General features: G+C 62.6%; 26 protein-coding genes and 1 riboswitch. Of the genes, 8 read left to right on the forward strand and 18 right to left on the reverse strand.

What is annotated here, in order from left to right:
- Window positions 1–102 precede the first annotated feature (102 nt).
- The 6 genes from ABIE35_RS03535 to ABIE35_RS03560 all read right to left on the reverse strand — a co-directional run bounded on the left by ABIE35_RS03535 (window position 103) and on the right by ABIE35_RS03560 (window position 5919).
- Window positions 103–1209, reverse strand: coding sequence for a BMP family lipoprotein (locus ABIE35_RS03535; protein WP_502921352.1), 1107 nt, complete (start codon window positions 1207–1209; stop codon window positions 103–105).
- Between the two features lie 245 nt (window positions 1210–1454).
- Window positions 1455–2468: an NADP-dependent oxidoreductase gene (locus tag ABIE35_RS03540; RefSeq protein WP_354512470.1), complete on the reverse strand. Its 1014-nt coding sequence runs from the start codon at window positions 2466–2468 to the stop codon at window positions 1455–1457.
- The gene (locus ABIE35_RS03545) at window positions 2465–2896 is read right to left on the reverse strand and encodes an organic hydroperoxide resistance protein (RefSeq protein WP_354512471.1); all 432 of its coding nucleotides are present in this window, start codon (window positions 2894–2896) and stop codon (window positions 2465–2467) included. Before ABIE35_RS03545 ends, ABIE35_RS03540 begins: the two co-directional genes overlap by 4 nt.
- A gap of 53 nt (window positions 2897–2949) precedes the next feature.
- The gene (locus ABIE35_RS03550) at window positions 2950–3384 is read right to left on the reverse strand and encodes a MarR family winged helix-turn-helix transcriptional regulator (protein WP_354512472.1); all 435 of its coding nucleotides are present in this window, start codon (window positions 3382–3384) and stop codon (window positions 2950–2952) included.
- Window positions 3385–3505: 121 nt separating this feature from the next.
- Window positions 3506–4711, reverse strand: coding sequence for an amidohydrolase (locus tag ABIE35_RS03555; RefSeq protein WP_024820064.1), 1206 nt, complete (start codon window positions 4709–4711; stop codon window positions 3506–3508).
- 110 nt (window positions 4712–4821) lie between these two features.
- Window positions 4822–5919, reverse strand: coding sequence for a mannose-1-phosphate guanylyltransferase (locus ABIE35_RS03560; protein ID WP_502921361.1), 1098 nt, complete (start codon window positions 5917–5919; stop codon window positions 4822–4824).
- 289 nt (window positions 5920–6208) lie between these two features.
- On the opposite strand from ABIE35_RS03560, the gene sdhC reads away from it, so the two are divergent.
- The 5 genes from sdhC to ABIE35_RS03585 all read left to right on the forward strand — a co-directional run bounded on the left by sdhC (window position 6209) and on the right by ABIE35_RS03585 (window position 10644).
- Window positions 6209–6589 carry a succinate dehydrogenase, cytochrome b556 subunit gene (sdhC, locus tag ABIE35_RS03565; protein ID WP_089594138.1) on the forward strand — a complete coding sequence of 127 codons (381 nt, stop codon included), beginning with the start codon at window positions 6209–6211 and terminating at the stop codon, window positions 6587–6589.
- Between the two features lie 3 nt (window positions 6590–6592).
- The gene (locus tag ABIE35_RS03570) at window positions 6593–7069 is read left to right on the forward strand and encodes a succinate dehydrogenase hydrophobic membrane anchor subunit (RefSeq protein WP_026542860.1); all 477 of its coding nucleotides are present in this window, start codon (window positions 6593–6595) and stop codon (window positions 7067–7069) included.
- A gap of 97 nt (window positions 7070–7166) precedes the next feature.
- On the forward strand, window positions 7167–8966 hold the full coding sequence (gene sdhA, locus ABIE35_RS03575; RefSeq protein WP_354512474.1) for a succinate dehydrogenase flavoprotein subunit: 1800 nt from the start codon (window positions 7167–7169) through the stop codon (window positions 8964–8966).
- Window positions 8966–9748 (forward strand): succinate dehydrogenase iron-sulfur subunit, encoded by a 783-nt coding sequence (locus ABIE35_RS03580; protein ID WP_026542862.1) that lies wholly within the window; start codon window positions 8966–8968, stop codon window positions 9746–9748. Before sdhA ends, ABIE35_RS03580 begins: the two co-directional genes overlap by 1 nt.
- Before the next feature lie 119 nt (window positions 9749–9867).
- Window positions 9868–10644 carry an alpha/beta hydrolase gene (locus ABIE35_RS03585; RefSeq protein WP_354512475.1) on the forward strand — a complete coding sequence of 259 codons (777 nt, stop codon included), beginning with the start codon at window positions 9868–9870 and terminating at the stop codon, window positions 10642–10644.
- A 79-nt stretch (window positions 10645–10723) separates the two neighbouring features.
- On the opposite strand, the gene ABIE35_RS03590 is transcribed toward ABIE35_RS03585, so the two are convergent.
- The gene (locus tag ABIE35_RS03590; RefSeq protein WP_354512476.1) at window positions 10724–12025 is read right to left on the reverse strand and encodes an ABC transporter substrate-binding protein; all 1302 of its coding nucleotides are present in this window, start codon (window positions 12023–12025) and stop codon (window positions 10724–10726) included.
- Window positions 12026–12136: 111 nt separating this feature from the next.
- On the opposite strand from ABIE35_RS03590, the gene ABIE35_RS03595 reads away from it, so the two are divergent.
- Together ABIE35_RS03595 and ABIE35_RS03600 are read left to right on the forward strand one after the other, a co-directional pair.
- Window positions 12137–13057, forward strand: coding sequence for a glycoside hydrolase family 43 protein (locus tag ABIE35_RS03595; protein WP_354512477.1), 921 nt, complete (start codon window positions 12137–12139; stop codon window positions 13055–13057).
- Window positions 13054–15267, forward strand: coding sequence for a hypothetical protein (locus tag ABIE35_RS03600; RefSeq protein WP_354512478.1), 2214 nt, complete (start codon window positions 13054–13056; stop codon window positions 15265–15267). Before ABIE35_RS03595 ends, ABIE35_RS03600 begins: the two co-directional genes overlap by 4 nt.
- A 22-nt stretch (window positions 15268–15289) precedes the next feature.
- Here ABIE35_RS03600 and ABIE35_RS03605 read toward each other — a convergent pair whose 3' ends face one another.
- The 11 genes from ABIE35_RS03605 to glyA form a co-directional block, all read right to left on the reverse strand.
- Window positions 15290–15442, reverse strand: a complete 153-nt coding sequence (locus ABIE35_RS03605; RefSeq protein WP_280627428.1) for a YMGG-like glycine zipper-containing protein — start codon at window positions 15440–15442, stop codon at window positions 15290–15292.
- Window positions 15443–15463: 21 nt separating this feature from the next.
- A complete protein-coding gene (locus tag ABIE35_RS03610; protein ID WP_354512479.1) occupies window positions 15464–16549 on the reverse strand; it encodes a YihY/virulence factor BrkB family protein in 1086 nt (361 codons plus the stop codon).
- Window positions 16476–17153, reverse strand: a complete 678-nt coding sequence (locus tag ABIE35_RS03615) for a 2'-5' RNA ligase family protein (RefSeq protein ID WP_354512480.1) — start codon at window positions 17151–17153, stop codon at window positions 16476–16478. Before ABIE35_RS03615 ends, ABIE35_RS03610 begins: the two co-directional genes overlap by 74 nt.
- Window positions 17154–17157: 4 nt before the next feature.
- Window positions 17158–18279, reverse strand: coding sequence for a tryptophan--tRNA ligase (gene trpS, locus ABIE35_RS03620; protein WP_354512481.1), 1122 nt, complete (start codon window positions 18277–18279; stop codon window positions 17158–17160).
- Window positions 18280–18299: 20 nt separating this feature from the next.
- A complete protein-coding gene (locus tag ABIE35_RS03625; protein WP_354512482.1) occupies window positions 18300–19133 on the reverse strand; it encodes an exodeoxyribonuclease III in 834 nt (277 codons plus the stop codon).
- Between the two features lie 10 nt (window positions 19134–19143).
- Window positions 19144–19710 (reverse strand): hypothetical protein, encoded by a 567-nt coding sequence (locus ABIE35_RS03630; protein ID WP_231341139.1) that lies wholly within the window; start codon window positions 19708–19710, stop codon window positions 19144–19146.
- A 138-nt stretch (window positions 19711–19848) separates the two neighbouring features.
- Window positions 19849–20682 carry an ABC transporter permease gene (locus ABIE35_RS03635; RefSeq protein ID WP_354512483.1) on the reverse strand — a complete coding sequence of 278 codons (834 nt, stop codon included), beginning with the start codon at window positions 20680–20682 and terminating at the stop codon, window positions 19849–19851.
- Entirely contained in the window at window positions 20679–21497 is an 819-nt protein-coding gene (locus tag ABIE35_RS03640; RefSeq protein ID WP_502921362.1) for an ABC transporter permease, read from the reverse strand. Before ABIE35_RS03640 ends, ABIE35_RS03635 begins: the two co-directional genes overlap by 4 nt.
- A gap of 37 nt (window positions 21498–21534) precedes the next feature.
- Complete coding sequence (locus tag ABIE35_RS03645; protein ID WP_354513013.1) at window positions 21535–22464, reverse strand: ABC transporter ATP-binding protein; 930 nt, start codon at window positions 22462–22464, stop codon at window positions 21535–21537.
- Between the two features lie 147 nt (window positions 22465–22611).
- Window positions 22612–23505 carry a bifunctional methylenetetrahydrofolate dehydrogenase/methenyltetrahydrofolate cyclohydrolase gene (locus ABIE35_RS03650; RefSeq protein WP_354512485.1) on the reverse strand — a complete coding sequence of 298 codons (894 nt, stop codon included), beginning with the start codon at window positions 23503–23505 and terminating at the stop codon, window positions 22612–22614.
- 129 nt (window positions 23506–23634) lie between these two features.
- Window positions 23635–24930, reverse strand: coding sequence for a serine hydroxymethyltransferase (gene glyA, locus ABIE35_RS03655; RefSeq protein ID WP_354512486.1), 1296 nt, complete (start codon window positions 24928–24930; stop codon window positions 23635–23637).
- 115 nt (window positions 24931–25045) lie between these two features.
- Window positions 25046–25131: riboswitch (ZMP/ZTP riboswitch) on the reverse strand.
- Between the two features lie 35 nt (window positions 25132–25166).
- Between glyA and purU the strand changes: the two genes are divergently transcribed.
- Complete coding sequence (gene purU / locus ABIE35_RS03660) at window positions 25167–26018, forward strand: formyltetrahydrofolate deformylase (RefSeq protein ID WP_354512487.1); 852 nt, start codon at window positions 25167–25169, stop codon at window positions 26016–26018.
- Window positions 26019–26037: the final 19 nt, after the last annotated feature.

A 26037-nucleotide genomic window follows, 5' to 3' on the forward strand; every position in this document is an offset into this window, starting at 1 on the left:
CTGTACTGCTCCAAAGCCACTGGCTTTGAGCCCAGCGTAGTCAGGGCAAAAACGCGCCGCCAGTACCGGGGCTCGGTACTGGCGGCGCGTCCAGGAATTGAATTACTTCTTGGGGCTCGCTGCCGATTCGACAACCAGCTTGCCGGAGACGATGTCAGCCTTCAGGGCATCGAGCTCGGACTTGGTTTCAGCGGTGACAGCGGAGTCAAGATCGTGGAACGGAGCGATGGCAACGCCATCGTTCTCCAGGGTGCCGACGTAGGCTGCGTTGTTGAACTTGCCTTCCGTGTCATCCTTCACCACGGCTTCAACAGCTTCGCCCATCTGCTTGACCACGGAGGTCAGCATGAGGTCCTTGTACTCAGGAGCGGTGAGGTAGCCATCGGAGTCAACCCAGATGAGCTTGACGTCCTTGCCGGCTGCCTTGGCTTCCTTCAGCGCAGCGCCTGCGCCCTTACCAACAGGTCCGGCGACAGGCATGATGATGTCCGCGCCCTGGTCCAGCAGGTTGATGGTGACCTGCTTGCCCGTGTCCTGCTTCTCGAAGTCACCCGTGAACGAACCGTCCTGGGTGGTCTTGTCCCAGCCGACAACCTGGACGGTCTTGTTCTTGGCCTTGTTGTAGGCCTGGACGCCGTCGTAGAAGCCGTCCATGAAGATGGTGACCGTGGGGATCTTGATGCCGCCGAAGGTACCTACCTTGCCGGTCTTGGAGGTGGCCGCAGCCGCGTATCCGGCCAGGTATGCCGCCTGCGCCGTGTCGTAGACGATCGGCTTGACGTTGGCGATCGGAGTCTCGTACGTGTAGTCGACGATCGCGAAGTGCTTGTCGGTGTTCTTCTCGGCGGCGGCCTTGGTGGCATCGCCCAGGAGGAAGCCAACGGTCACTGTGAGGTTGCAGCCGGCGGAAATCATGCCGTTGAGGTTGGTTTCGAAGTCGCTGTTGGCCTTCGATTCGGCCGACTTCACCGTGATGCCCAAATCAGTCTCGGCCTTCTTGAGGCCTTCGAACGAGGACTGGTTGAAGGACTGGTCATCGAATCCGCCGGAGTCGGACACGATACATCCAACAAAGTCGCTCTTGGTAGCGGCGCCGGATCCGGCGTCGGGGGCCTGTCCGCAGCCGGTCAGCAGGAGCGCTGCTGCGCCGACAGTGGCTACACCGGCCATTGAACCGCGCTTCAGGGTGGCACGCAGTGGTTTCTTCAATTTTCCTCCAGGAAGAAAGTGTTTGGCGCTACGACGGATGGTCAATGAGTGTCCGTTTCCTATACCTGAGGCAGAAATTCTGTTTTCACTGATGCTCGCAGCTGCGCCGAAGCGCATTGATGAAACCCACACTAGTGGCCTGGAACACACCCAGCTACCACAATTGATCACTCCAGGTCAGATTGTTGACCTTTTGTTACCAAGCAGTAGCTGGGTGCGCAAGTCACACGCGATTCACCGGTGGATCAGAGGCGGACCAGCATCTTTCCGGTGTTGGCTCCATCCAGGAGATCGATGAAGGCCTGCGGTGCATTCTCCAAGCCGTCGACGATCGTTTCGTCATAGCTGACGCTGCCATCGGCGAGCCAGCCAGCCATCTTCTGTGCGAATTCAGCGGCGTGCTGCCGCTGTCCGCCCACCAGGAATCCACGCATTGTCAGCTGCTTGCCGATCGCCACCGCCAGGTTCCTAGGCGCAACCGGAGGCTCGGTGGAGTTGTACTGTGCAATGGCTCCGCACATGGCTACGCGCCCGCCAACGGTAAGGGTGGCAAGGGCTGCCTCGAGGTGCTCGCCGCCGACGTTATCGAAGTACACGTCGATGCCGCGCTCCCCCGCTGCTGCCTGCAGCTGCTCCAGCACCGGAGCGTCGTTGTAGTTGAAGGCGGCATCGAAGCCGAGCTCCAGCAGCCGGGCAACTTTCTCCGGCGATCCTGCACTGCCGATGACCTTGGACGCGCCCATGGCCTTGGCGATCTGGCCAACCATCGAGCCCACCGCACCTGCAGCGCCGGAGACGAACACCACGTCGCCTTCCTTGAACTCTGCCACCTTGAGCAGTCCGGCATAGGCAGTCAGGCCGGTCATGCCCAGGGCGCCAAGGAACGCGGAGGTGGGGGCCAGTCCCGACGGGACTGGAGTGGTTGCCGCGGCGTCCACTACGGCGTGCTCGCGCCAGCCGAGTTGATGCACGACGACGTCACCCACCTTGTGCGCGTCGGACCGGGACGCGATGACCTCACCTACCGCACCGCCGTCGAGCGCTGCATCGATGCGGAACGGTGCCGAGTAGGACTTGACGTCGTTCATGCGGCCACGCATGTAGGGGTCCACGGACATGAACTGGTTCTTCACCAAGAGCTGTCCCTCGGCGAGCTCGGGAAGCTGCGCTGTTGCCAGCCGGAAATTCTCCGGAGCAGGACGGCCCACCGGGCGGGAAGCAAGCTGGATTTCGCGGGTTTCGGTAGCGACGGCGCTCATGCTGCGAACTCCACGAGCTTGAGGTCTACGGCCATATTGCCGCGGGTTGCGTTGGAGTACGGGCAGATCTGGTGCGCCTTGGTCATCAACTCTTCAGCGGTGGTGCGGTCCAGGGCAGGCAGTGCGATCTCGAGCTCGGCAGCCAGGCCGTAGCCTTCGCTCTCAGTCAGTGCACCGAAGTGGATCTTGGCGGCAACGGCGGAATCACTGAGGTCAACGCGTTCCTTGCGGCCCACCAGGCGCAGCGCGGAGTGGAAGCAGGCCGCGTAGCCGGCGGCGAACAGCTGCTCCGGGTTAGTGCCTTCACCGTTGCCACCGAGTTCCACGGGGCTGGCGAGTGCTACATCCAGTTTGCCGTCATTGGTGCGGGCGTTGCCGTCGCGGCCTTCGCCGGAGGCCAGGGCCTCGGCAGTGTAGAGAGTCTTCATGGTGTTTCCGTTTCTCTTCGGGAATGGACGTCTCGGGATATTCCGGGAGTTTGTCAGAGTGAGCCGTTGAGGGCTTTCGTGAGCTTGCCGAGGGTGGCGTGGAGTTGTTCGATCTCACCGGCAGAAAGTCCGGCGGCGTCCGCGAGGCGCTGGGGCACAGCCTGGGCGCGGTCGCTCAAGGCGGTCCCGGCGTCGGTCAAGATCACGTCCACGCGGCGCTCGTCCTCTGCGGAGCGGCGGCGTTCCACCAGCCCCAGGCCCTCAAGGCGCTTCAGGAGGGGCGACAATGTGCCCGAATCGAGACCCAGTTCGGCGCCGAGCTCGCGAACACTCCGCGGCTCCTGCTCCCACAGCACCAGCATCACCAGGTATTGCGGGTACGTCAGGCCAAGGTCCTCCAGTACGGGGCGGTAGACCGCCGTCGCGGCTTTGGACGCCGAATACAGCGCAAAACAGACCTGGTGGCGGAGGCGGGGTGCATCACTCATGCATAAAACGATAGTGCACAATTCAATTGTGCACAACTCATATTCGCCGACCGCATCCAATTGAGGGGCAGTTAAGCGCGTTTTGAGCGGTCAAAACGCGGTTAGGTGCGACTTGGTTGGGTTACTGCTCGAGGTCGCGGATCGTGCGGAGGGCAGCTGCAGTCAGGACGCGGATGGCGTAGCCGAGGGCACGCTCGTCCACGATGAAGTCGCCACGGTGGAGATCGTATTCTTCGCCGCCCGGAGTGTGAGTGCCCAAGCGCATCATGGCACCGGGGAGGTCGGCCAGGAACCAGGCGAAATCCTCGCCACCCATGGACTGCGGGGTGAGGACCACTGCGTTTTCACCCAACTCCGCGCGGGCTGAAGCTTCGATGAGGGCGGTCTCGTGCTCGGAGTTGACCACAGGCGGCACGCCACGGGTGTGCTCCAGGTGGACATCCACGCCGTACGGCGCGGCAACTTGCCGGACGACATCGTCCAGCAGTTCGCCCGCGCTGTGCCAGGCATCGCGGTCAAGGCAACGCATAGTACCGGCCATGTAACCGGAGCCGGGGATGGCGTTGGGTGCAGAGCCTGCGGAGATCTGGCCCCAGACAACGGACACGCCACTGCGGACGTCAACCCTGCGGGAAAGGACTGCCGGGACATTGACTGCTATTTGGGCCAGCGCAAACACGAGGTCCTCGGTCAGGTGTGGCCTGGATGTGTGGCCACCCCGGCCGGAAAGCTCAATCTTGATGGTGTCCGAGGCTGAGGTGATGGCCCCGATGCGGGTGCCGATCTGGCCCACGTTGATCCGGGGATCGCAATGCAGCGCCAGGATGCGCGGCACGCCCTCAAGGACCCCCTGCTCAATGCAGGACAGCGCGCCACCCGGCATGGTTTCCTCGGCCGGCTGGAAGATGATCCGGACCGTGCCGCCCAGCGGATTGTTCTTGTGCATCCGCTGGAGCGTCAAGGCAATGCCGAGCATGGCGGTGGTGTGGACGTCGTGCCCGCAAGCATGCGTCACGCCGTGGTTCTTCGAAGCGAACGGCAGGCCGGTTTCCTCAATGATCGGCAGTGCGTCGATGTCACCACGAAGGGCGGTGGCTATGGGGCCCTCGCCCACGTCAACCGTCAGCCCGGTTTCCTCCAGACGCCGCGGTTTCAGTCCTGCCGCTTCGAGCCGCTCCACGAGTTTGTCCGTGGTGCGGAATTCCTTGAAGGAGAGTTCGGGGTGCGCATGGAGGTCACGCCGGAATTCGATGAGCCCGGGCAGCAGTTCATCAACCCAAGGACTCACAACGGGAGCGGGCTCGGTTTCAGTGGTGTAATTGCGCACGTCACAACTCTAGCCATCAGCGGCACGCAAAGAACGAAAGCCACCTCTTGGTTACGCTGCGTTCAGACGCAGGACAACCAAAGAGGTGGCTCACGGTATAAGGAGAAGCGTTACAGCACGTCTGTATCGCCGCTGGCTTTGAGGGCGTCTACGGTCCCCTTGACCAGTTGCGCGTGTTCCTTGGTGGTGACAAGGAGTGCGTCGGGGGTGTCCACGATGACTACGTCCTTGATACCGATCAAAGCGATGACGCGCTTGGTGTCGGAGACCACCACGCCGCTTGCATTCTCCGCGAACACGCGGGCGCCTTCACCAAGCACGGTCACTTCGTCCACATCGCCGGCATTGTTGAGGCGACCGATCGCGGCGAAGTCGCCAACGTCGTCCCAACGGAAGGTGCCAGGCACGACGGCGACATCGCCGGCTGCCGCTGCGGGCTCGGCCACGGCGTAATCGATCGCGATCTTGGGCAACGTGGGCCATATCCGCGCGGTGACTTCGGCGCGCTGTGGAGTGTCCCAGGCCTCTGCGATTTCCTGGAGGCCCTTGAACAATTCAGGCTGGTTTGCCTCAAGGTGCTTGAGCATGAGCGCCACGGGAGCAACGAACATGCCCGCGTTCCAGACGTAGTCCCCTGCTTCTACATATTTGTTGGCGACTTCCTGGCTGGGCTTCTCCACGAACTCAGCCACCGCCAGCGCATTCGGTGCGCCTTCCACGTGGAGGGCAGCACCGGAGCGGATATAGCCAAAGCCTGTGGAGGGGTGCGTGGGCTTAATGCCAATGGTGACAATCTTGCCCATGGCGGCTGTGTAGATGGCCTCGCGCACCGTTTCCTGGAACAGGTGGTCCGGGCTGATGACCTGGTCCGCTGCGAAGGAGCCCATGATGGTGTCCGGGTCGCGGCGGTACAGGATGGCAGCAGCCAGTCCAATCGCAGCACCGGAATCCTTGGGCTCGCTCTCGAGCACCAGTTCGTCGTCCCCGATTTCAGGAAGCTGGCGGCAAACAGCGGCACGGTGGGCCTCGCCTGTAACTACGAGCACCCGCTCGCCGGCCAGTGGCTCCAGCCGGTCATAGGTGGCCCTCAACAACGTACTGCCGGAACCGGTCAGGTCATGGAGGAACTTGGGCGCAGCGGCCCGCGAGAGCGGCCACAACCGGGTCCCCACACCGCCGGCCGGAATAACCGCATGGAAGCGGTTCATGGGCGATTCCGGGTATTTCGCGTCTTCTGTACTCACCGCAACACTTTATCCGACGCAAGCGCGAAGCCCTGCAGCACGCCACGCATGTGGCGTTCGTCTCAGGGAGTGGGCAAAATCGCCTGAATACTGGCAGGAAACATGGAATTAACAAGGAGAGAAGCCCGTCCTAAATTGAATATGCTGTGAGCGAAGCCTAGATTTAGGCGTGAGCTACGAGTGCTCTCGCAGCAGGCGTTCCCCCCGCGTGGATCCCATGCCAGCGCCGCTGTGTTGCAGGAAGGTTTAATCAGTGCCGACAAAACCAGCTGGCACCTTGTACCGCGGCCGTGAAGGCATGTGGTCCTGGGTTGGACATCGTATTACCGGTGTAGTGATCTTTTTCTTCTTGTTGGTCCATGTGTTGGACACCTCATTGGTGCGCGTGTCCCCTGAGGCCTACACGGCCGTCATTGGTGCTTACAAGAACCCCCTCATGGCCCTGGGGGAAACGGGCCTGGTCGCTGCGATCATTTTCCACGCCTTCAACGGCCTGCGCGTGATTGCCATCGACTTCTGGAAGAAGGGCGCCAAGTACCAGCGCCAGATGCTGTGGATCGTGCTTGCGCTGTGGCTGGTCACGTTCGCCGGCTTCGCCATCCGCCACCTTTCCCTCGCGCTGGGAGGCCACTAAGCCATGACAACCATCGAATCCCCGCGCAGCGGGAAAATCGGCTCCGGCAAGATCGCCCCGAAGTACAACCGCACAGGCTCCAGCCGCGGCAACTTCGAGATGATCGCCTGGCTCTTCATGCGCCTGTCCGGCATCGTCCTGGTGGTGCTGATCTTCGGCCACCTCTTCGTGAACCTGCTCGTAGGTGAGGGCATCCACGCGATCGACTTCGGCTTTGTTGCCGGCAAGTGGGCAGATCCGTTCTGGCAGTTCTGGGACCTCGCCATGCTGTGGCTTGCCATGCTGCACGGAACCAACGGCGTCCGCACCATCATCAACGACTACGCCGAGAAGGATTCCACACGCTTCTGGCTCAAGATGGTCCTCTACGCGGCCACCCTGGTCATCATCATCCTGGGCACCCTGGTGATCTTCACCTTCAACCCGTGCCCTGTTGTTGACGGCGTTCAGCTTCCTGGCGGATTCTGCCCGGCCCCGTAGCAGCGTTTCCGGTGGCTCTGCGGAGTGAACCGGATCGCCTGACGTAGCGGAGCAGCCTCCGCAGACCATCTGAATTTTGAAAGAGAGAGCATCTGGTATGCAGGTCCATAAGTACGACGTCGTTATTGTCGGTGCAGGTGGCGCCGGCATGCGCGCCGCGATCGAGTCCGGTCAGCGCGCACGCACAGCGGTACTGACCAAGCTCTACCCCACCCGTTCGCACACCGGTGCAGCCCAGGGTGGAATGTGTGCAGCACTGGCCAACGTCGAAGAAGACAACTGGGAATGGCACACCTTTGACACCATCAAGGGTGGCGACTACCTGGTTGACCAGGACGCAGCCGAGGTCATGGCGAAGGAAGCCATTGACGCCGTGCTGGACCTGGAAAAGATGGGTCTGCCCTTCAACCGCACGCCGGAGGGCCGGATCGACCAGCGCCGTTTCGGTGGCCACACCCGTGACCACGGCAAGGCTCCCGTTCGCCGTGCTTGCTATGCAGCCGACCGTACGGGCCACATGATCCTGCAGACGCTGTACCAAAACTGCGTCAAGCACAACGTTGAGTTCTACAACGAGTACTACGTTCTGGACCTGCTGATCGTCGAAGAAGACGCAGTGCGCGAAGACGGTACCCCGTACAAGCAGAAGCGCGTTGCCGGCGTGGTCTCCTACGACCTCGCTTCCGGTGAACTTCACGTATTCCAGGCCAAGTCCGTCGTGTTCGCTTCTGGCGGCGCCGGCAAGGTCTTCAAGACCACGTCCAACGCCCACACCCTCACGGGTGACGGCATGGGCATCGCTTTCCGCCGTGGCATCCCCCTGGAAGACATGGAGTTCTTCCAGTTCCACCCGACCGGCCTCGCCGGCCTGGGCATCCTCCTCACCGAGGGTGCACGTGGTGAAGGTGCCATCCTGCGTAACTCGGAAGGTGAGCGCTTCATGGAGCGCTACGCCCCCACCATCAAGGACCTCGCACCCCGTGACATCGTGGCCCGTGCCATGGCGAACGAAGTGCGCGAAGGCCGCGGTTGTGGTCCCAACAAGGACTACGTCCTCTTGGACCTGACCCACCTTGAGCCGGCTCACATCGAAGCCAAGCTTCCGGACATCACGGAGTTCGCCCGCACCTACCTTGGTGTGGAACCGTTCACCGATCCGGTTCCCGTGTTCCCCACGGCGCACTACGCCATGGGTGGCATCCCCACCAACATCACCACTGAAGTGCTCCAGGACAACGACACGATCGTCCCGGGCCTTTATGCAGCCGGTGAAGTTGCTTGTGTGTCCGTGCACGGCTCCAACCGCCTGGGCACCAACTCGCTCCTGGACATCAACGTGTTCGGCAAGCGCGCAGGCATCGCAGCTGCGGAGTACTCCAAGACGGCCGACTTCGTCGAGCTGCCCGAGGACCCCGAGGCAATGACCCGGGGCATCCTGGACGGTCTGCTCACCGGCAACGGCACCGAGCGTGTTGCGCAGATCCGCAAGGAACTGCAGGACACCATGGACGCCAACATGCAGGTGTTCCGTACCAAGGAATCCCTGGAGCAGGTCCTTCGCGACATCGCTTCCTTCGAGGAGAGGTACAAGCACGTCACTGTTCAGGACAAGGGCAAGCGCTTCAACCTGGACCTCCTGGAAGCCGTGGAACTGGGCTTCCTCCTGGACATGGCCAAGGTCATGACTGTTGGTGCACTGCACCGTGAAGAGTCCCGCGGTGGCCACTACCGCGAAGACTTCCCGGACCGCAATGACGAGAAGTTCATGAAGCACTCCATGGCTTACCTGGACACTTCCGTCACCGTCGACTCCTCGGCGGAATCCGTCGCGGGCATCCGTCTTGAGACGAAGCCCGTCATCTTCACCCGTTACGAGCCGATGGAGCGTAAGTACTAATGACGACCGAAATGGCAGAGCCCGCTTCCAAGATCGAGCTCCCGGCAAGCGTTGCCGGCGACGGTGAAATCCCCACGTTCCACATCACGCTCCGCGTGCGCCGCTACGATCCCGAAATTTCGGACGAAGCACGCTGGGATGACTACAAGCTGACCATGTATGGCACGGACCGCGTGTTGGATGCCCTCCACAAGGTCAAGTGGGAGATCGACGGCAGCGTTTCCTTCCGCCGCTCCTGCGCCCACGGTGTTTGTGGTTCAGATGCCATGCGCATCAACGGCCGCAACCGCCTCGCGTGCAAGACGCTGCTGAAGGACCTGGATACCACCAAGCCCATCACCGTCGAGCCGATCAAGGGCCTCCCGGTGGAGAAGGACCTGATCGTGGACATGGAACCCTTCTTCCAGTCCTTCCGCGAAGTCATGCCGTTCCTCATCAACAAGGGCCACGAGCCCACCAAGGAACGCCTGCAGTCCGTAGAGGACCGTGAGCGCTTTGATGACACCACCAAGTGCATCCTTTGCGCTGCCTGCACCTCGTCCTGCCCGGTCTTCTGGACCGACGGCCAGTACTTTGGTCCGGCAGCAATCGTCAACGCGCACCGCTTCATCTTCGATTCCCGTGATGATGCCGGCGACATGCGCCTTGAGATCCTCAACGACAAAGAAGGCGTGTGGCGCTGCCGCACCACCTTCAACTGCTCGGAAGCCTGCCCCCGTGGTATCCAGGTGACCCAGGCAATCGCAGAGGTCAAGCAGGCCATCCTGTCCCGCAAGATCTAGTTCGCGTTTCGTACAAGAACAACCACGACGACGGCGCCACTCACCACTGCTGGTGAGGGGCGCCGTCGTCGTTAATCAATTGCCGAAACCAACCGCCACCGCAACGCAAGGAGATCAGCGTGTCACGCTCTGAAAAGATCAGCTTCACGGGAAGTACCGGCGACACCTTGGCCGGCATCGTAGACGTCCCGGAAGGGCCTGTCCGCGGCTGGGGCTTGTACTCGCACGGCCTGACCCTCGGCAAGGACAGCCCAGCCGCTTCCCGCATCTGCAAGGGATTGGCTGAGCAGGGCGTCGGCATGCTGCGTTTCGACAACCTGGGTTTGGGCGGTTCTGCCGGTGAATGGTCAGCGGGATCGTTCAGCGTGAAGGTGGCCGACACCATCCTGGCCGCGGAGTTCATGAGGGAGCAGGGCCGGGGAATCTCCCTGCTGGTGGGCCACTCCTTCGGCGGTGCAGCTGTGTTGGCCGCAGCCCGCGACGTCCCGGGCCTGAACGCCGTGGTGACCGTTGCCGCACCGTACGAGCCCAAGCACGTAGAGCACATGTTCGACACCGAGATGGAGGACATCCTGCGCGACGGCAGCGCCGTGGTTGACCTCGGCGGACGTCCCATGGAGGTACGCCGCCACTTTGTGGAGGACGTGGAACGCGCCGACCTGCGCGACTGCATCCGAACCCTTCACAAGCCGCTGATGGTGATGCACTCCCCCACCGACAACACCGTGGGGATCGACAACGCCAGCGAGATCTTCCGTACGGCCCGGCACCCCCGGAGTTTCATCTCTTTGGAGGGCAGCGAGCACCTCCTCACCGGAAAGGGCCAGGCCGCACGGGTTGCGCGCATCATCGCTGCGTGGGCGGACCCCTACCTGGAGCTCCGCGACGCCGGCTGACCGCCCTGCCGCCCATGTAGGTAACAGCAAACGCTCCACTGACGCCTCAGTGGAGCATTTGCTGTCACCTAGTTGGGTACTACTTGCCGATGGCCGCTTTACTCTCGCTCAGCCACTGCTCCGCTGCCTTCTCCGGGCTCAGACGCTTGAAGAGGACTTCGGTGTTGATGCGCGCCGTGATCTCGGAGACCGCCGTGGAACCGGTGGGACCGATGAACGTTGGAGCGAAGTCCATCTTGCCGATCTGGTCGATGTAGGCGGCCTCCACCTTGCCCTGCGGTGTCAGGAGGTCCTGGATGGCCGTGCGCATGCCGGAGTTGCTGGGCACCCCGCGGTCGCTCTGGATGATTTTTGCTGCGGCCTCATTGTTCACCAGGAAACTGACCAGCTTGGCGGCAGCATCCGCGTGCTTGCTCCGGGCTGAAATGGTGTAGAACTGCGATGACTGGAGCCAGATCCCGGGCGTGGGCGTCTCGCCGGGCAGTTTGAGCAGTTTCAAGTCTGCACCGGAGGCTTTGCTGAGGGCAGTCAGTGAGTTGGTCCAGGTCAACATCATGCCGGCCTGGCCCATGCCCATGAGTGTCTGCTCGGTGCTGGCGTTGAGCTTCTCCACGGTCTCCGAAGCGCTGGGAGCAGCGCCTGATTCACTGAGTTTCACCGAGAAGTCGAAGTAATCCTGCACAGTTTCCTTGTCCAGACCCAACTGGCCGTCCTGGGTATAGAGGGACTTTCCGCGCTGGCGGGCAAAGGCATCCAGCGAATCATGCGTCAGGACGGTAGCGGTGCCGTAGGTCCCCTTGGGACTCTTGGCCGTGATTTCCTCGGCCGTCTTGGCGAAGTCGTCCCAGGACCACTTGCTGTCATCCGGCAAGGCAACACCCGCCGCTTGGAATACGGCAGGGTTGACGACGATCGCCAGGGCGTTGGCACCGGTGGAGACGCCATACTGCTTGCCTTGGACCTGCCCATTTTCCAGTGCTCCTTGGTCCATCTTGGACAGGTCCAGCGGACCCTCCACCTTGGACAGATCCAAGAGGGCGCCGCGGTTGGCGTATTCGGCTGGGTAGGCGCCACCCATGGTGATGACATCAGGGGCATCGTTGGCTGCAACTTGGGTGGCGAGTTTGTCGAAGTAACCGCCGATGTCGCCGTATTCCGGCTTGACCTTGATGTTGGGGTTGGCAGCCTCGAATTCCTTGATGGCCTTGTTGGTGAGGTCGGCCCGGGTGGCGTTGCCCCACCACGAGAACCTGATTTCCACTGGCCCATCTTCGGGCTGGGTGGAGGAGGGGCTGGAGCAAGCCGCAGTGAGGCCCAGCATGCTGACGGCTGCTACGAAAGCCACGGACTTACGGAGATGTCGGAGAGATTTACGCGTCATTGGGTAAGCTTCTTTCAGGCTCAAGAAAACGGTTCCTGAAACGTATCAAGGCGGTGTATATTCGTCAATAGTTTGGGATATGAACTATTTGGATCCGTCAAGGAGGACACAGTGGACCTACGATTGAACCAGATCCAGATCCGGGACCCCTTCGTGCTGACCCAGCCCATGTCCGGCGATTATCTACTGTTCGGCAGCACGGACAAAAACATCTGGTCAGGACAGGCCACCGGATTCGACTGCTATCGAAGCAGCGACCTGCTCACCTGGCAGGGCCCCCTTGAGGCGTTCAGGCCGCCGCGCGGATTTTGGAGCCAGGAGCAGTACTGGGCCCCCGAAGTCCATGAGTACCAAGGGCGCTTTTACATGTTCGCCACCTTCATTGCGCCCGGACGCCTCCGCGGAACGCAGATACTTGCTGCAGATAAGCCCGAGGGTCCCTACGAGCCATGGAGCGACGGTCCGGTCACGCCCGGAAATTGGCAATGCTTGGACGGCACGCTCCATGTGGACGAGGGTGGAATGCCGTGGATTGTCTTCTGCCATGAATGGAAGCAGGTGCACGACGGCGCCATGATGGCCCAGCGCCTCAGCCCGGACCTGCGCAGCGCCGCGGGCGTGCCGGTGTTCCTTTTCAGCGCCTCGGAGGCACCATGGTCCCGGGCACTTGATGTCCCATCGGTCCGGGACCGCGGATTTCCTGTGTATGTCACCGATGGTCCGTTCCTCTTCCGGCTCTCAAGCGGGAAACTCATCATGCTGTGGTCCAGCTTCGGTGACACCGGATACGCCATGGGGATTGCCCGCAGCGAATCCGGGACAGTGCTGGGCCCCTGGAAACAAGAGCCCGAACCGCTCTGGAGCGCAGATGGCGGCCATGGAATGATCGGCCGCCATCTGGACGGAAGCCTGTTCCTGACGTTGCACCAGCCAAACAAAACTCCCTACGAGCGGGCAGCGTTCTTCCCGCTCCTTGAACTTGAGGACACCGTGACACTCGCCGGCGTCATCCCTTCAGAAAGGCTGACATGAACCCGCCACACCCCGCTATTGATCGCAAGGCACTGGTCCGGCGGCACAACGTCCGGCAGCAGCAACTGGATCCTCGCAGCCCCGTCTCCGTCGGCAACGGCGAGTTCGCCTTCACCGTGGACCTCACCGGGCTGCAGTCATTACCCACCGACTACCCCGTGGGCGCACGTGATGACCTGCCACCCGGGACACTCCTGGGAACGCAAGCGCAGTGGGGCTGGCACTCCGTTCCACCACCCCACCCCTACCACCTCGCAGGATCCACCGTCCTTTACGATTCACCCCGCGGCCCAGTCCCTTACGTGGACATGGTGGGTGACATCGTCAATGATCGTGAAACCGACACCTCCGTGGCGGAAACGTGGCTCAGATCGAACGCGCACCGGCTGGACTTGGGGCGCATCGGCTTTCGCTGGCTGCAGGATGGCACCGAGCGTCCGTTGAATGCAGCGGACATCACTGACACGGAACAAACACTGGACCTCTGGACAGGAGCCGTGACCAGCCTGTTCACCGTGGCAGGTCACCGGGTGAAAGTGACGACGGCGTGCCACCCGGACCGGGATGAGCTCGGCTTCCGTGTGGAGTCCACTGCGCTTGGTGCCGGATTGTTTGTCGGCGTCGGCTTCCCCTACGGGTCCGAGGCCTGGCATGACGCCGCGGACTGGGATCGACCGGATGCCCACACCACCACACTCAGTGGACCGTCACCAGTGGGAAACAACGGATCCACAGCATGGACCGCCCAGCGCGAACTGGACGACTCCCGCTACGAGGTGGTGATCACTGGTCAGAGCCTGGCCGTGGTACAGGCCGGTCAGCATGATCTCCGCATCACCCCGGCGTCGCCTGGAACACCGGGTTGCGATACGGTGCTGGACTTCTCCGTGGCGTTCGTGTCGGCCGGGGATGGCGACAGTATCCCGAGAGGCAACAACAGGCCAGCCAACCACGCCCATCAGCCGGACGGCCCTGCGGAGGTGCGGACCGGCGTCGAACTTTCACCTGGACGTTCAGTCATCGAAGAATCCGCCGCCTACTGGCCGGCGTTCTGGTCCTCGGGTGGGGCGATCGAGCTCGATGCCACCGATGATCCGCGGGCCAAGGAATTGGAACGCCGGATTGTGCTGTCCCAATACCTCACGGCGATCAATTGCGCGGGTTCATTGCCGCCGCAGGAGACGGGGCTCGTGTGCAACTCCTGGCGTGGCCGCTTCCATCTGGAGATGCACTGGTGGCATGCGGCCCACTTTGCGCACTGGAACCGCGTGAAGCTGCTCCTGCCGTCGCTGCGCTGGTACTCCACAGTGTTGGAGACTTCACGGCAGACGGCCAAAGCGCAAGGATTCGACGGCGTTCGCTGGCCCAAGCAGGTGGGGCCGGACGGGCGGGAGAGCCCCAGTCCGATCGGCACATTCCTCATTTGGCAGCAACCACACCCCATCCACCTGGCCGAACTTGTGTACCGGGCCAACCCCAGCCTCGAAGTCCTGGAGGAGTTCGCGGAGATCGTGTTTGAGTCAGCTGCCTTCATGGCCAGCTTTGCCCACTCCACATCGCGGGGATTCGAGCTGGGGCCACCCCTGATCCCGGCGCAGGAAAGCTACGGCTCCATCCGGGCCAAGGTCACCAACCCCACCTTCGAGCTGGCCTACTGGCAGTGGGGCCTGCGCACGGCTTCTGAGTGGCGGGAGCGGTTGGGCCTGGAACCGGTGCCTGGATGGTCTGACGTCGCAGAGGGCATGGTTCCTCCGCGGGTGATCGGCGGCGTATACGCAGCGATCGATAGTGAACCCTTCACCATCCGCACCGACCATCCGTCCATGCTGTGCGCCCTCGGAGTCCTCCCACTGACCGACCTCATCGACCCCAACATCATGCGGGCAACGCTCTCGGACGTGCTGGCCGACTGGGACTGGGGCAGCACCTGGGGCTGGGATTACCCAGTGATGGCCATGACGGCCGCCCGGTTGGAGGACCCGGAAGCGGCCGTGGAGGCACTCCTTTTGAGCGCCGGCAAGAACACTGTGCTGGCCAACGGCCACAACCGCCAGACGGATTCGTTGCCGCTGTACTTGCCCGGCAATGGCGGCCTTCTGGCCGCCGTCGCGCTGATGGCGGCCGGCTGGGACAACGGTCCCGGCCGGCCCGCGCCCGGCTTCCCGCCCGACTGGACCGTGGCGTGGGAAGGGCTGGTGCAGGCACCCTAGCCTCAGCCCAGGGACCTGCCCACTATCCCCGGCGAGGTCCCACTGCAGCCCCGACAAGTGCCCCCAGCCCTACCCCGATGAGGATGCCCAGGAAAGGGGATTTGAAGATCAGTTGCCCAACAATGAGACCAACGGCAGCCCCGAGGAGACAGCCGATCCACAGTTGATTGTTCATGGCGTCTCCCGGAGAAAACTGTCAGGTGCGGGGCGCCACGCGGCGCGACCCAAGGACCTTCTTGCGCGGGGTCTCCCCCGACTCAGTATCGGCCTCCCGAATGGCCGACCACGACGCGGAGACGAGGTATACCTGGCTCACCAGGTTGAACCAGATCAGCAGGCCGATGATGATGGCGAAGGATGCCAGAACCGGGTTGTTTCCGGACCGGGCCAGAAGTTCGGTGCTGAAGAATTGGAGGACTGTAGTCCCCACGCCCGCCAGCACTACCCCCTCCAAGAACGCGCGGCGGCCCAACGTCAGGCCAGCTGCAATACGGAACAGTACTGCCGCCGTCGCGCAGTTCAGGAGGAGGGGAACCACGATCTTGACGGTGGCGGCGATGGGCGCGGCAACGGCCTCGTCCAACTTCATCAAGTCGATGAGCCACTCGGCGGCTGTGCCAAAAATCAGGGACGCTCCGGCGCTGATGACCAGGATGACTCCGAGGAGCAACAGGGTGCCGGCGTCGATGAGCTTTTGCAGGAGGCCGTTTCGCTGGAGGGGGTCAGCGTTCATGACGCCGCGCAGGCCCTCCCGGACGCTGGCAATCCATCCAAGGGACGTGAAGATGGTGACGGCAGCGGCGATGAGTGCGGTCCAGCCGAGGCCGGACGGGTTCAGCAATGTTTGCGGATCCACCAGTCCTTCACCGCCATTGACCTGCAGGAGCCCGGGCGCAGCGGATGCGACACTGCCGATGACGGCGTCTTCAAGTACTGGGTTGCCGCCCAAGACGATACCGGCGATCGCGAAACCAGTGGTCAGCAGACCCGTCACGGAGAAGAACATGTTGAAGCCAATACCAGCACTCAACAGAGGCCCATGCTGGCGTGTGTAGTGCTGGAAGGAACGCAAGGCACGGTTAGTGTTCAGCCTTGCCATGAAGAGGGCAAAGAATGCTCCGGCCTTCTTCGGCAGGCCCCCACCCGCCCGCTTCGCCTGGCCCCAGTCCTGCCTCTTGCGAAGCAACTCGAGTTTGAGCTTGGCCAGCTCAGTTGGCAGCGGAGGAACGTCCGCCTGCGTGGCGTGAATCCGCTTGCTGTTCTTCGTCAGTATCGCCGCCAAAGTCGAGCTCTTCCCGTAGCTGCCATATTCCATTGGTGTCGTGCTCGTAAAGTCCCATGCTAACCACAGGGAAGGTCGCCCGGTAATCTCTGAGGACCGTTTCGGCCTCATCCAGATTTTCCTGGGCGACATCGTGGGCAACGGTGACGTGCGGGTGGTACGGGAAAGGCAGCAACCGTTCCAGCGGTCCGGTTTGAAGTTTCTCGTGCAACTGCACGCACTCTTCAAAGCCCTCTTCAACGTTGACGAAGACCACCGGTGACACGGGTCGGAACGAACCCGTGCCGGAAATGGTGATGTGAAAAGGTTCCTGGGTCCGGGCCACTTCCCGTACATGCTCGCGGGTTGCGGCCCAGTCCTGGGTAGGTGTGGTGGTGATCAGGGTGATGTGGGCAGGAATGACCTCGGCCATCGGGTCACCGAAGGAGGCGCGCCATTCCTGCAGTTCGCGGGCAATCTCCGGCGGGAAGCCGAGTATCACGCCAACACACATGGTATCACCGTCGCCGCAGTCGGTACCGGCAACACCCGTCTGGCGAGAGTCGTCCGGACCGACACCCTTGCGGGTGTCGGTCTTGACGTTGAGCTGGCCAGCGGAGCACATGGAGTTAGCGAACTCCCAGGTCGCGGTGGGCATCTCCGCGGTAGGGCAGGAAACCGACCTTGGTATAGACATCCGCGAGAGTCGCTGAAGCAATTTCCCGTGCCTTGTCTGCCCCGAGGGCCAGGAGGCGATCGAGTTCCGCGGGGTCGGCCAGGAGCTCGTTGGCCCGCTCCCGGATAGGTGCCAGGTGCCCGGAGACGAGTTCCGCGAGGTCAACCTTGAGGTGCCCGTACATCTTGCCTTGGTAGTCAGCCACGATTTTCTCTACCGGTGTGCCGCTGATGGCCGAGTAGATGGTCAGCAAGTTTGATACACCCGGCTTGTTCTCGCGGTCGTACCGGATCTCCGTCTCGGTGTCCGTAACGGCCGATTTGATGCGCTTGGCCACGGTCTTGGGATCGTCCAGGAGGTTGATCAGGCCGGCGGGTGATTCCGCTGACTTGGACATCTTGGCGTTCGGGTTCTGGAGGTCGTAAATCTTGGCCGATTCCTTCTGAATGAAGGCCTCGGGCACTTGGAATGTCTCGCCGAAGCGGCTGTTGAAGCGGTTGGCGAGGTCCCTGCTGAGTTCCACGTGCTGCCGCTGGTCCTCGCCCACCGGCACACCATGCGGCTGGTACAGGAGAATATCTGCGGCCTGCAGGATCGGGTACGTGAACAAGCCAACGCTGGCGTGGTCAGAACCCTGTTTCTGCGCCTTGTCCTTGAACTGCGTCATGCGGGCAGCTTCACCCATGCCCGTGATGCAGTTCAGGACCCACGCGAGCTGGGCGTGCTCCGGGACCTGGGACTGGACAAACAGGGTGCATTTGTCCACGTCGACGCCGCCGGCGATGTACTGGGCGGCGGTGACGCGGGTACGGCGGGCGAGCTCGGCCGGGTCCTGCGGCACGGTAATCGCGTGCAAATCCGGGATGAAGTACACGGCGTCGTACTCGTCCTGCATCCGGACCCAGTTGACCAAGGCACCGAGGTAGTTGCCAAGGTGCAGGGAGTCGGCGGAGGGCTGCATGCCGGACAGGACACGATGCTTGGCGCCAAAGGCCAGCTTGGTGGAGGTCGCAGGCTTCGGGTTGGTGGCAGCATCAGCTGATGCGCCGGCTTCAGTCGTGATGGAACTAGTCATGGAGAAAAACCTCAGGGAGCTTAGAGCCGGTAGTCGACTACCAGCGGTGCGTGGTCGGAGAAGCGGGTGTCCCACGAAGGCGCCCGGTCGACGACAGCCGAGAAAGCGGCTGCTGCGAGGCCCGGTGTGGCCAGGTGGTAGTCGATGCGCCAGCCTGTGTCAGTGTCAAAGGCCTTACCGCGCTGGGACCACCAGGTGTAGGGGCCGGCAACATTTCCTGCCAGGCCCCTGTGGACATCCCTCCATCCGATTTCTTCGCCGAGGAAGCGGTCAAAGTAAGCGCGCTCCTCCGGGAGGAAGCCGGCACGCTTGACGTTGCCCTTCCAGTTCTTGATGTCGAGTTCTGTGTGTCCGACGTTGAGGTCGCCCACCACCAAGGCGTGGTCGCTGTGCTTGGCGAGCTCGGGCAAGCGGACAATCATGGCGTCGAGGAAGCGGAACTTGTCGTCCTGCTTGGGGGTTCCCACTTCTCCGGAGTGCACATAGGCGCTGACAACGGTGAGCGTGGTGGCTTCGCCGGCACTGTTCTTGACGGTGTAGTCGGCTTCGACCCAGCGCCCGGACGTGTCAAAGTAGTCATCGCCGATACCAACCCGGGTGGCAGTGGGCTCCTCACGGGAAGCGATGGCAACACCGGCGCGACCCTTGGCCTCAGCCTCGGTGTGGAGAATGTGCCAGCCTTCGCCGATCAGCTTCCTGACGATGTCATCAGGTGCGCGGACTTCCTGCAGGCAGAGGATGTCTACCTCGCGTGGCTCCAGCCATTCCGCCATGCCGTTCTTGTAGGCAGCCCGCAGGCCATTGACGTTAACTGACGCGATGCGAAGGAAGTCCTTCTTCAATGCCGTACTCACCCGGTCCACTCTAGTCGATGATGGTGCCGGCGACGGGCTCGTCCGAGCCGCCGGAGGACTTGATCATGTCGCGCGCGTTGGTGGCCGTAATGGCGATGGTTTCCAGTGCGCGGTTGATGGTGTCCTGATCAGCAGCCCCGCCCTTGGCCCGCTCCTCATCGACGACACGAACCTGTACCTGGACGATCTTGAACGAGTGGTCCAGTTTGAGGTCGCGCACCTCGTCAGCCTTGCTCCGTTCGGCTACTACGCGCGTGCCGCCACTGTCAGCAGCGGACGACGACGGCGCGCGGCCGGCTGCGGCGTTGAAGGCATTTTGCGCTTCGGTCAGCTTTGCGCCGGCCCGCTGCGCGGCCTTGCGGATGCTCAGCACCACGAAAGTGGCCAGAGCCAGCCAACCGAAGGCCACTACTGCGACGACCCAACCCACAACATCGTTCTGGTTTGCCGCGAAAATGACGGCCACCAGGAACGCGATGATGACGACGGTCATGCCCAGGCCGCCAATGCGGAAGCCCTTGAACATGCCTTTGCCGGCGGGGGACGTGGACGGGTGCGGGTCACCGAGAGATTGCATGGACCTATTCTCTCAAATGTGCACAGGTACCCAGTCCGCTTCCACGGACGGCGAACACCGGCCCCCAAGCCCCGGGTTCTTGTACAGCTAATGCCCCCAAGACGCCGTTTTCGGGGCATTAGCTGTACAAAAACTCCATCATTTGAGGAACAGTTGGCGCAGCCTTCCGGTGGTCAGCATGATGCCGAGGGCGATCATCACCAGGTAGTAGCCCACATGGATGGCAGTGGCGGGGCTGAACGAGCCCACACTGATCTGCCGCAGCAACTCCACGCCGTGCCACAGGGGCATGGCCTGGATGAACCATTGGATGACCTGTGGGTAGACGCTGAGCGGGTAGAACGTGGCACTGAACAGGAACATGGGCAACAGGAAGAAGTTGATCCAGTCCATCTGCTGGAAGGTTTTCATGAAACTGGTGATGCCCATTCCGAAGCTCGCGAAACCGAAGGCGATCAGCACCGAGGCAGGAATGACCAGGATGGCCCACCAGCTGGTAAGCAGGCCCATGACACCCATGACAGCAGTGAATCCCGTGGCGTAGAGCAAGCCGCGCAGGAGGGCAAGGAAGATCTCGCCGATGGCTACATCCAACGGCCCCAAGGACGTGTAGAGCATCCCCTGGTAGAGCTTGGCGAAGTTCATCTTGAAGAACACGTTCCACGTGGAGTCGTAGATCGCCCCGTTCATCGCCGAAACGGCCAGCAGCGCTGGCGCAATGTAGGCCGCGTAGCTGATCTCCTGGCCGCCAGGGCCCTGGACATTGCCCACGATGGAGCCCATGCCCACGCCCATGGCCAGCAGGAACAGCACCGGCTCAAAGAACCCGGAGACCATGACCAGCCATGTGCTGGACTTGGCCGCCATCAATCCGCGGCCCACTACGGCTTTGGCATTGCGTGAATAGAGGGAGCCGAACTTCCGCTCCCGCGCACGATCCGTGGCGCTGTGACCACCCGTCAGGACACTCATGAGCCCATCCTTTTCACGAACTGGCGGCGAACGACCATCCAGCCAACGGCGGCGGTCACCAGCAGAAACACCACGTGGATGATGGTCAGCACAGGGCTTTGATCCATCCCGTAAGTGAACACGCGGCTTAGCTCAGTCCCGTGCCACACCGGTGAAATCCATCCGATCCATCGGACAGCGATCGGCAGGGAATCCAGTGGGAAGAACGTCCCCGAGAACAGGAACAGCGGCATCACAATGAAGCGTTGCACCAACGCAAACTGTCCCTTGTCCTGTTTGATGCTGGCCGCATAAGCCATCAGCGGCAGGCCAAAGGACAGCGCCGCCACGGTAGCCACGAGCGCCGACACCCAGCCCCATGGACTCGGCGAAGCACCGAACAGTGCCACCACCACGAAGTAGACCACCGATTGAAGGAGGAACCTCAGGGTGCTGGCCATGATGTGTCCGCTGGCGATTTGCTCGGGAATCAACGGTGAGGCGTGTGGGCCGTAGAAAACACGGCGCCACTTGAATCCGTCCATGATGGGATAGGAGAACTCCCCGGAGGCAGTCATCACCGCAGCCGAGACCAACAACGCCGGAGCCACGAACTCCAAGTAGCTGACACCGCCGAACGTGGCTTCGCTGTTGGCGTCCACCAGGCTGGCCAAACCAACGCCCATGGCAAAGAGGTACGCCACGGGTTGCCCCACGCTGTACAGGATCACGGACCAGCCGTAGTTGCGCATGACGCGAAGTACTTGCTCTGCGTAGAAAAAGGCGCCCCATCGCCGCGCCCGGGCAGCCGAAACCTCAGGCGAGTGGGCCCGCAACGGCGGTGCCGCCGTCGTAAGTGGTTTGTCAGTGCCGCTAGTCAACGAGGCTCCTGCCGGTCAGCCGCAGGAACACGTCCTCCAGCGAGGAACGGCGGACCAGCGAGGTCATCGGCCGCAGCCCGCGCGCGGTGACCTGCTCCAGCGCGGCTTCGCCGTCGTGCGCGTAAATGAGCACGCGGTCGGGCAGCGTTTCGAGCCGCTCGCCGATGCCTTGAAGTTCGACGCCGATGGTCGCGTTCCGCTCGGACCCGAACCGGAGCTCGAGTACTTCGCGCGACGAGTGCTCGCGGATCAGGTTGGCAGGCGAACCCTCCGCCATGATCCGGCCCTTGTCCACCACGATCAGGCGATCGCAGAGTTGCTCTGCCTCGTCCATATAGTGCGTTGTGAGGATGAGGGTGACGCCATTTTCCTTGAGTCGGAAGAGCCGGTCCCACAGGATGTGGCGCGCTTGCGGGTCCAGGCCGGTGGTGGGCTCGTCCAGGAGCAGGATGCGGGGCTCGTTGATGAGGGACCGGGCGATGGTGAGCCGCCGCTTCATGCCGCCGGAGAGTGCGTCGACTTTCGAGTTCGCTTTGTCCGTCAGCTGCGCGAATTCCAGCAGTTCGTCGGCTTTGGGACGCAAGTAGCTCAGGGGCAGGCCGAAGTAGCGCCCGTAGACGATCAGGTTCTCGCGGACCTTCAGCTCTTCGTCCAGGTTGTCCTGCTGAGGGACCACACCTAGATGCGCCCTCACCTCCGGACCGTGCGACTCAGGATCCAAGCCCATGATGCTGAGCGTGCCCGAGGTGCGTTGGGAGACGCCACCGATCATTTTCATGGTGGTGGATTTGCCGGCGCCATTGGGGCCCAGCAGCCCGAAGGACTCCCCCGCCGGTACGTCGAAGGAGATGTTGTCCACGGCGGTGAGCTCACCATAGGCCTTGGTGAGGTTCCGCGCGCTGATGACGGTTGGTCGGTTCATGTCGAGGCTGGATTGCGACGATTCAGTGGGAGTTGCGGAGCGGGTTGCTTCATTGTGCACCCTCAGCAGACTAGTAGTGCCCCCTGACATGTGAAAGGGCTCTTGCAGATATTTTTGCAAGAGCCCTCTCGTTTGAAGCGTCGGAAGCTAGGCGATGCCTGCCTGACGCTCTGCGCTTTCCACGACGTTCGCCAGCAGCATGGCGCGGGTCATCGGACCCACGCCGCCCGGGTTCGGGGACAGCCAGGCGGCGACGTCGGCAGCTGCCGGGTCCACATCTCCGGTGACAACAGCCTTGCCGTTGCCGTCGTCCACGCGGCTGACACCGACGTCGAGCACAATTGCACCCGGCTTGAGGTCTTCAGCCCTGATCATGTGCGGCACGCCGGCAGCAGCGATCACGACGTCGGCCTGCTTCAGTTCCGCCGGCAGGTCCACCGTTCCGGTGTGGGCGAGGATGACCGTGGCGTTGACTTCCTTGCGGGTCAGCAGGAGGCCGATGGGGCGGCCGATGGTGACGCCGCGACCCACAACGAGGACGCGTTTGCCCTTGAGTTCAATGTTGTGGCGGCGGAGCAGCTCAACACAGCCCTTGGGCGTGCAGGGAAGCGGGGACTTCATCTCGCCGTTGACGTTGGCCACCAGGCGGCCAAGGTTCATGGGGTGCAGGCCATCGGCGTCCTTGTCAGGGTCCATGGCTTCGAGGATGACGTCCTGGTCGATGTGCTTGGGCAGCGGCAGCTGGACGATGTAACCGGTGCACTCCGGGTTGTCGTTGAGCTCGCGGACGACCTCCAGGAGGTCCTCCTGGCTGATGTCCTCGGGGAGGTCGCGGCGGATGGACTGGATGCCAACCTCGGCGCAGTCCTTGTGCTTGCCGCCGACGTACCAGGTGCTGCCGGGGTCCGACCCCACCAGGATGGTGCCCAGACCGGGGACGATTCCCTTGGCGGCGAGGACGGAAACGCGAGTGGTCAGTTCTGCCTTGATGGCTGCGGCGGTGGCCTTGCCGTCAAGGATCTGTGCGGTGGACTGTGTCATTCCATCTGCTCTTTCTGGTGGGTGACCTAATGGCTCATGCCAACGGGACCCGCCGCCGTAGGTGTGGCGGCGGATCCCGTGGGCTCCGGTTCAATGCCCGGATGGTGCTTTACGGCTTGGAGAGGCCGGTTACCACTGCTCGTGCTGCGGGTACAGCGGGAAGTCAGCGGCCAGCTTGTCGACGCGTGCCTGAAGGGCCTCGACGTCCGCCGAGGAACCGGCCTTGAGCGCGGTGGCGATGATCTCGGCAACCTCGGTGAACTCGGTGGCACCGAATCCGCGGGTAGCCAAGGCAGGCGTACCAATGCGGAGGCCGGAGGTGACCATCGGCGGGCGGGGATCGAACGGAACAGAGTTGCGGTTCACGGTGATGCCCACGGAGTGCAGGAGGTCTTCGGCCTGCTGGCCGTCCAGCTGCGAGTTCCGGAGGTCAACCAGGACCAGGTGAACGTCGGTGCCGCCGGTAAGGACCGAGACGCCGGCTTCGGCGACATCGGACTGGTTGAGGCGGTCGGCGATGATCTTGGCACCTTCAAGGACGCGCTCCTGGCGTTCCTTGAACTCTTCACTGCCGGCAATCTTGAAGGCAACGGCCTTGGCGGCGATGACGTGCATGAGCGGCCCACCCTGCTGGCCCGGGAAAACGCTGGAGTTGAGCTTCTTGGCCCACTCCTGCTTGGCAAGGATCACACCGGAACGGGGACCTGCCAGGGTCTTGTGGACCGTGGAGGTGACGACGTCGGAGTACGGCACCGGGCTCGGGTGCAGGCCTGCTGCAACCAGGCCGGCGAAGTGTGCCATGTCCGTCCAGAGGAGGGCGCCAACTTCGTCGGCGATGGAGCGGAAGGCAGCGAAGTCGAGGTGGCGGGGGTAAGCCGACCAACCGGCAATGATGACCTGGGGCTTCTCGGCGATGGCCTGCTCGCGGAGCTTGTCCATGTCGATGCGGAAGTTGTCTTCTTCAACCTGGTAGGCCGCTACGTTGTAGAGCTTGCCGGAGAAGTTGAGCTTCATGCCGTGGGTCAGGTGGCCACCGTGTGCCAGCGACAGACCGAGGATCTTGTCTCCGGGGGTGATCATGGCGGAAAGCGCTGCGGCGTTTGCCTGCGCGCCGGAGTGCGGCTGGACGTTGGCGAACTCAGCACCGAAGAGTTCCTTGACGCGATCGATCGCAAGCTGCTCGGCGACGTCGACGTACTCGCAACCGCCGTAGTAGCGGCGGCCCGGGTAACCCTCGGCGTACTTGTTGGTCAGGACAGAGCCCTGGGCTTCCATGACGGCGCGGGGGGCGAAGTTCTCGGAAGCAATCATCTCCAGGGTGCCGCGCTGGCGGCCGAGTTCCTGGTTGAGGACTGCTGCGATCTCGGGATCGAGATCGGCAAGCGACTGGTTGCTGACAGACGCGGAAGTGGTGGTGGTAGTCACGGAGATCTCCTGGCTAGGCAACGGGTGGTGCTACAGGTCAGGCTACCGGCAGCAGCATTCCCGCGTCCCGTTGATTACAGAGGGATTGGTCACGTGCATGCAGCGGTAAGACATGACCCTCGGCCCAGGCGTACGATCCGTGGTCTTCATGATTGCCGCTCCCTGGTGGTAGTCCACCCAACGCCAGTTGCGACCCGTTAACAGTACAACAACGCAGCACAGGTAGGCTTGATCGTGTGACTGAATCCACCGCTTTCGTAGTAACACTTTCCTGCCCCGACCGCCCCGGCATCGTCCACGCAGTAGCGGGAGCCCTGCTTGAGGCAGGCTGCAATATCGCCGATTCCCAGCAGTACGGAAGCCCCAGCACAGGCAACTTCTTCATGCGCGTGGAGGCATCGACGTCGAGCACCCAGGACGAACTGGCCTCTGCCCTGCGACCGGTGGCCGAATCCTTCGGCATGACCTGGCAGATCAACCCTGTGGGCGAAAAGGTCCGCACCATCATCCTGTGCTCCAAGGACGCGCACTGCCTGAACGACCTCCTGTTCCAGCAGCGCACCGGCACCTTGCCCATCGAGGTTCCGGCCATCGTGTCCAACCACCGGGACCTTGAGCCGTTGGCGGAGTTCTACGGCATCCCGTTCCACCACATCCCCGTTACGCCGGAAACCAAGCCCCAGGCCGAGGCGCAGCTCTTGAAGCTCATCGCCGAACACGACGTGGAACTGACCGTGCTTGCCCGCTACATGCAGGTCCTCTCCAACGATCTGTGCACGGAGTTGAACGGCAAGGCCATCAACATCCACCACTCATTCCTGCCCTCCTTCAAGGGCGCCAAGCCTTACCACCAGGCCCACGCGCGCGGAGTGAAAATCATCGGCGCCACCGCACACTACGTGACGGCCGACCTCGACGAGGGCCCGATCATCGAGCAGGAAGTCATCCGTGTGGACCACGCACGCACGGCTGCACAATTTGTCCAGATGGGCCGCGATGTCGAAGGCCGTACGCTGGCCCAGGCGGTCCAGTGGCATGCCGAACACCGCGTGCTCCTGGACGGCACCCGGACTGTGGTGTTCAACTAACGCCGCTCCTATGCTGAGG

Source organism: Paenarthrobacter sp. 4246, from assembly GCF_040546855.1.
GTDB lineage: Bacteria > Actinomycetota > Actinomycetes > Actinomycetales > Micrococcaceae > Arthrobacter.

Coding starts and splice junctions, on each gene's coding strand:
- ABIE35_RS03540 (WP_354512470.1), bottom strand. CDS start 2,468: ATGAGCGCCGTCGCTACCGAAACCCGCGAAATCCAGCTTGCTTCCCGC.
- ABIE35_RS03550 (WP_354512472.1), bottom strand. CDS start 3,384: ATGAGTGATGCACCCCGCCTCCGCCACCAGGTCTGTTTTGCGCTGTAT.
- sdhA (WP_354512474.1), top strand. CDS start 7,167: ATGCAGGTCCATAAGTACGACGTCGTTATTGTCGGTGCAGGTGGCGCC.
- ABIE35_RS03645 (WP_354513013.1), bottom strand. CDS start 22,464: ATGAACCGACCAACCGTCATCAGCGCGCGGAACCTCACCAAGGCCTAT.
- ABIE35_RS03635 (WP_354512483.1), bottom strand. CDS start 20,682: ATGAGTGTCCTGACGGGTGGTCACAGCGCCACGGATCGTGCGCGGGAG.
- trpS (WP_354512481.1), bottom strand. CDS start 18,279: ATGACTAGTTCCATCACGACTGAAGCCGGCGCATCAGCTGATGCTGCC.
- ABIE35_RS03630 (WP_231341139.1), bottom strand. CDS start 19,710: ATGCAATCTCTCGGTGACCCGCACCCGTCCACGTCCCCCGCCGGCAAA.
- ABIE35_RS03615 (WP_354512480.1), bottom strand. CDS start 17,153: ATGTGCTCCGCTGGCCAGCTCAACGTCAAGACCGACACCCGCAAGGGT.
- ABIE35_RS03590 (WP_354512476.1), bottom strand. CDS start 12,025: ATGACGCGTAAATCTCTCCGACATCTCCGTAAGTCCGTGGCTTTCGTA.
- ABIE35_RS03580 (WP_026542862.1), top strand. CDS start 8,966: ATGACGACCGAAATGGCAGAGCCCGCTTCCAAGATCGAGCTCCCGGCA.
- ABIE35_RS03545 (WP_354512471.1), bottom strand. CDS start 2,896: ATGAAGACTCTCTACACTGCCGAGGCCCTGGCCTCCGGCGAAGGCCGC.
- ABIE35_RS03570 (WP_026542860.1), top strand. CDS start 6,593: ATGACAACCATCGAATCCCCGCGCAGCGGGAAAATCGGCTCCGGCAAG.
- ABIE35_RS03600 (WP_354512478.1), top strand. CDS start 13,054: ATGAACCCGCCACACCCCGCTATTGATCGCAAGGCACTGGTCCGGCGG.
- ABIE35_RS03560 (WP_502921361.1), bottom strand. CDS start 5,919: ATGAACCGCTTCCATGCGGTTATTCCGGCCGGCGGTGTGGGGACCCGG.
- ABIE35_RS03650 (WP_354512485.1), bottom strand. CDS start 23,505: ATGACACAGTCCACCGCACAGATCCTTGACGGCAAGGCCACCGCCGCA.
- ABIE35_RS03605 (WP_280627428.1), bottom strand. CDS start 15,442: ATGAACAATCAACTGTGGATCGGCTGTCTCCTCGGGGCTGCCGTTGGT.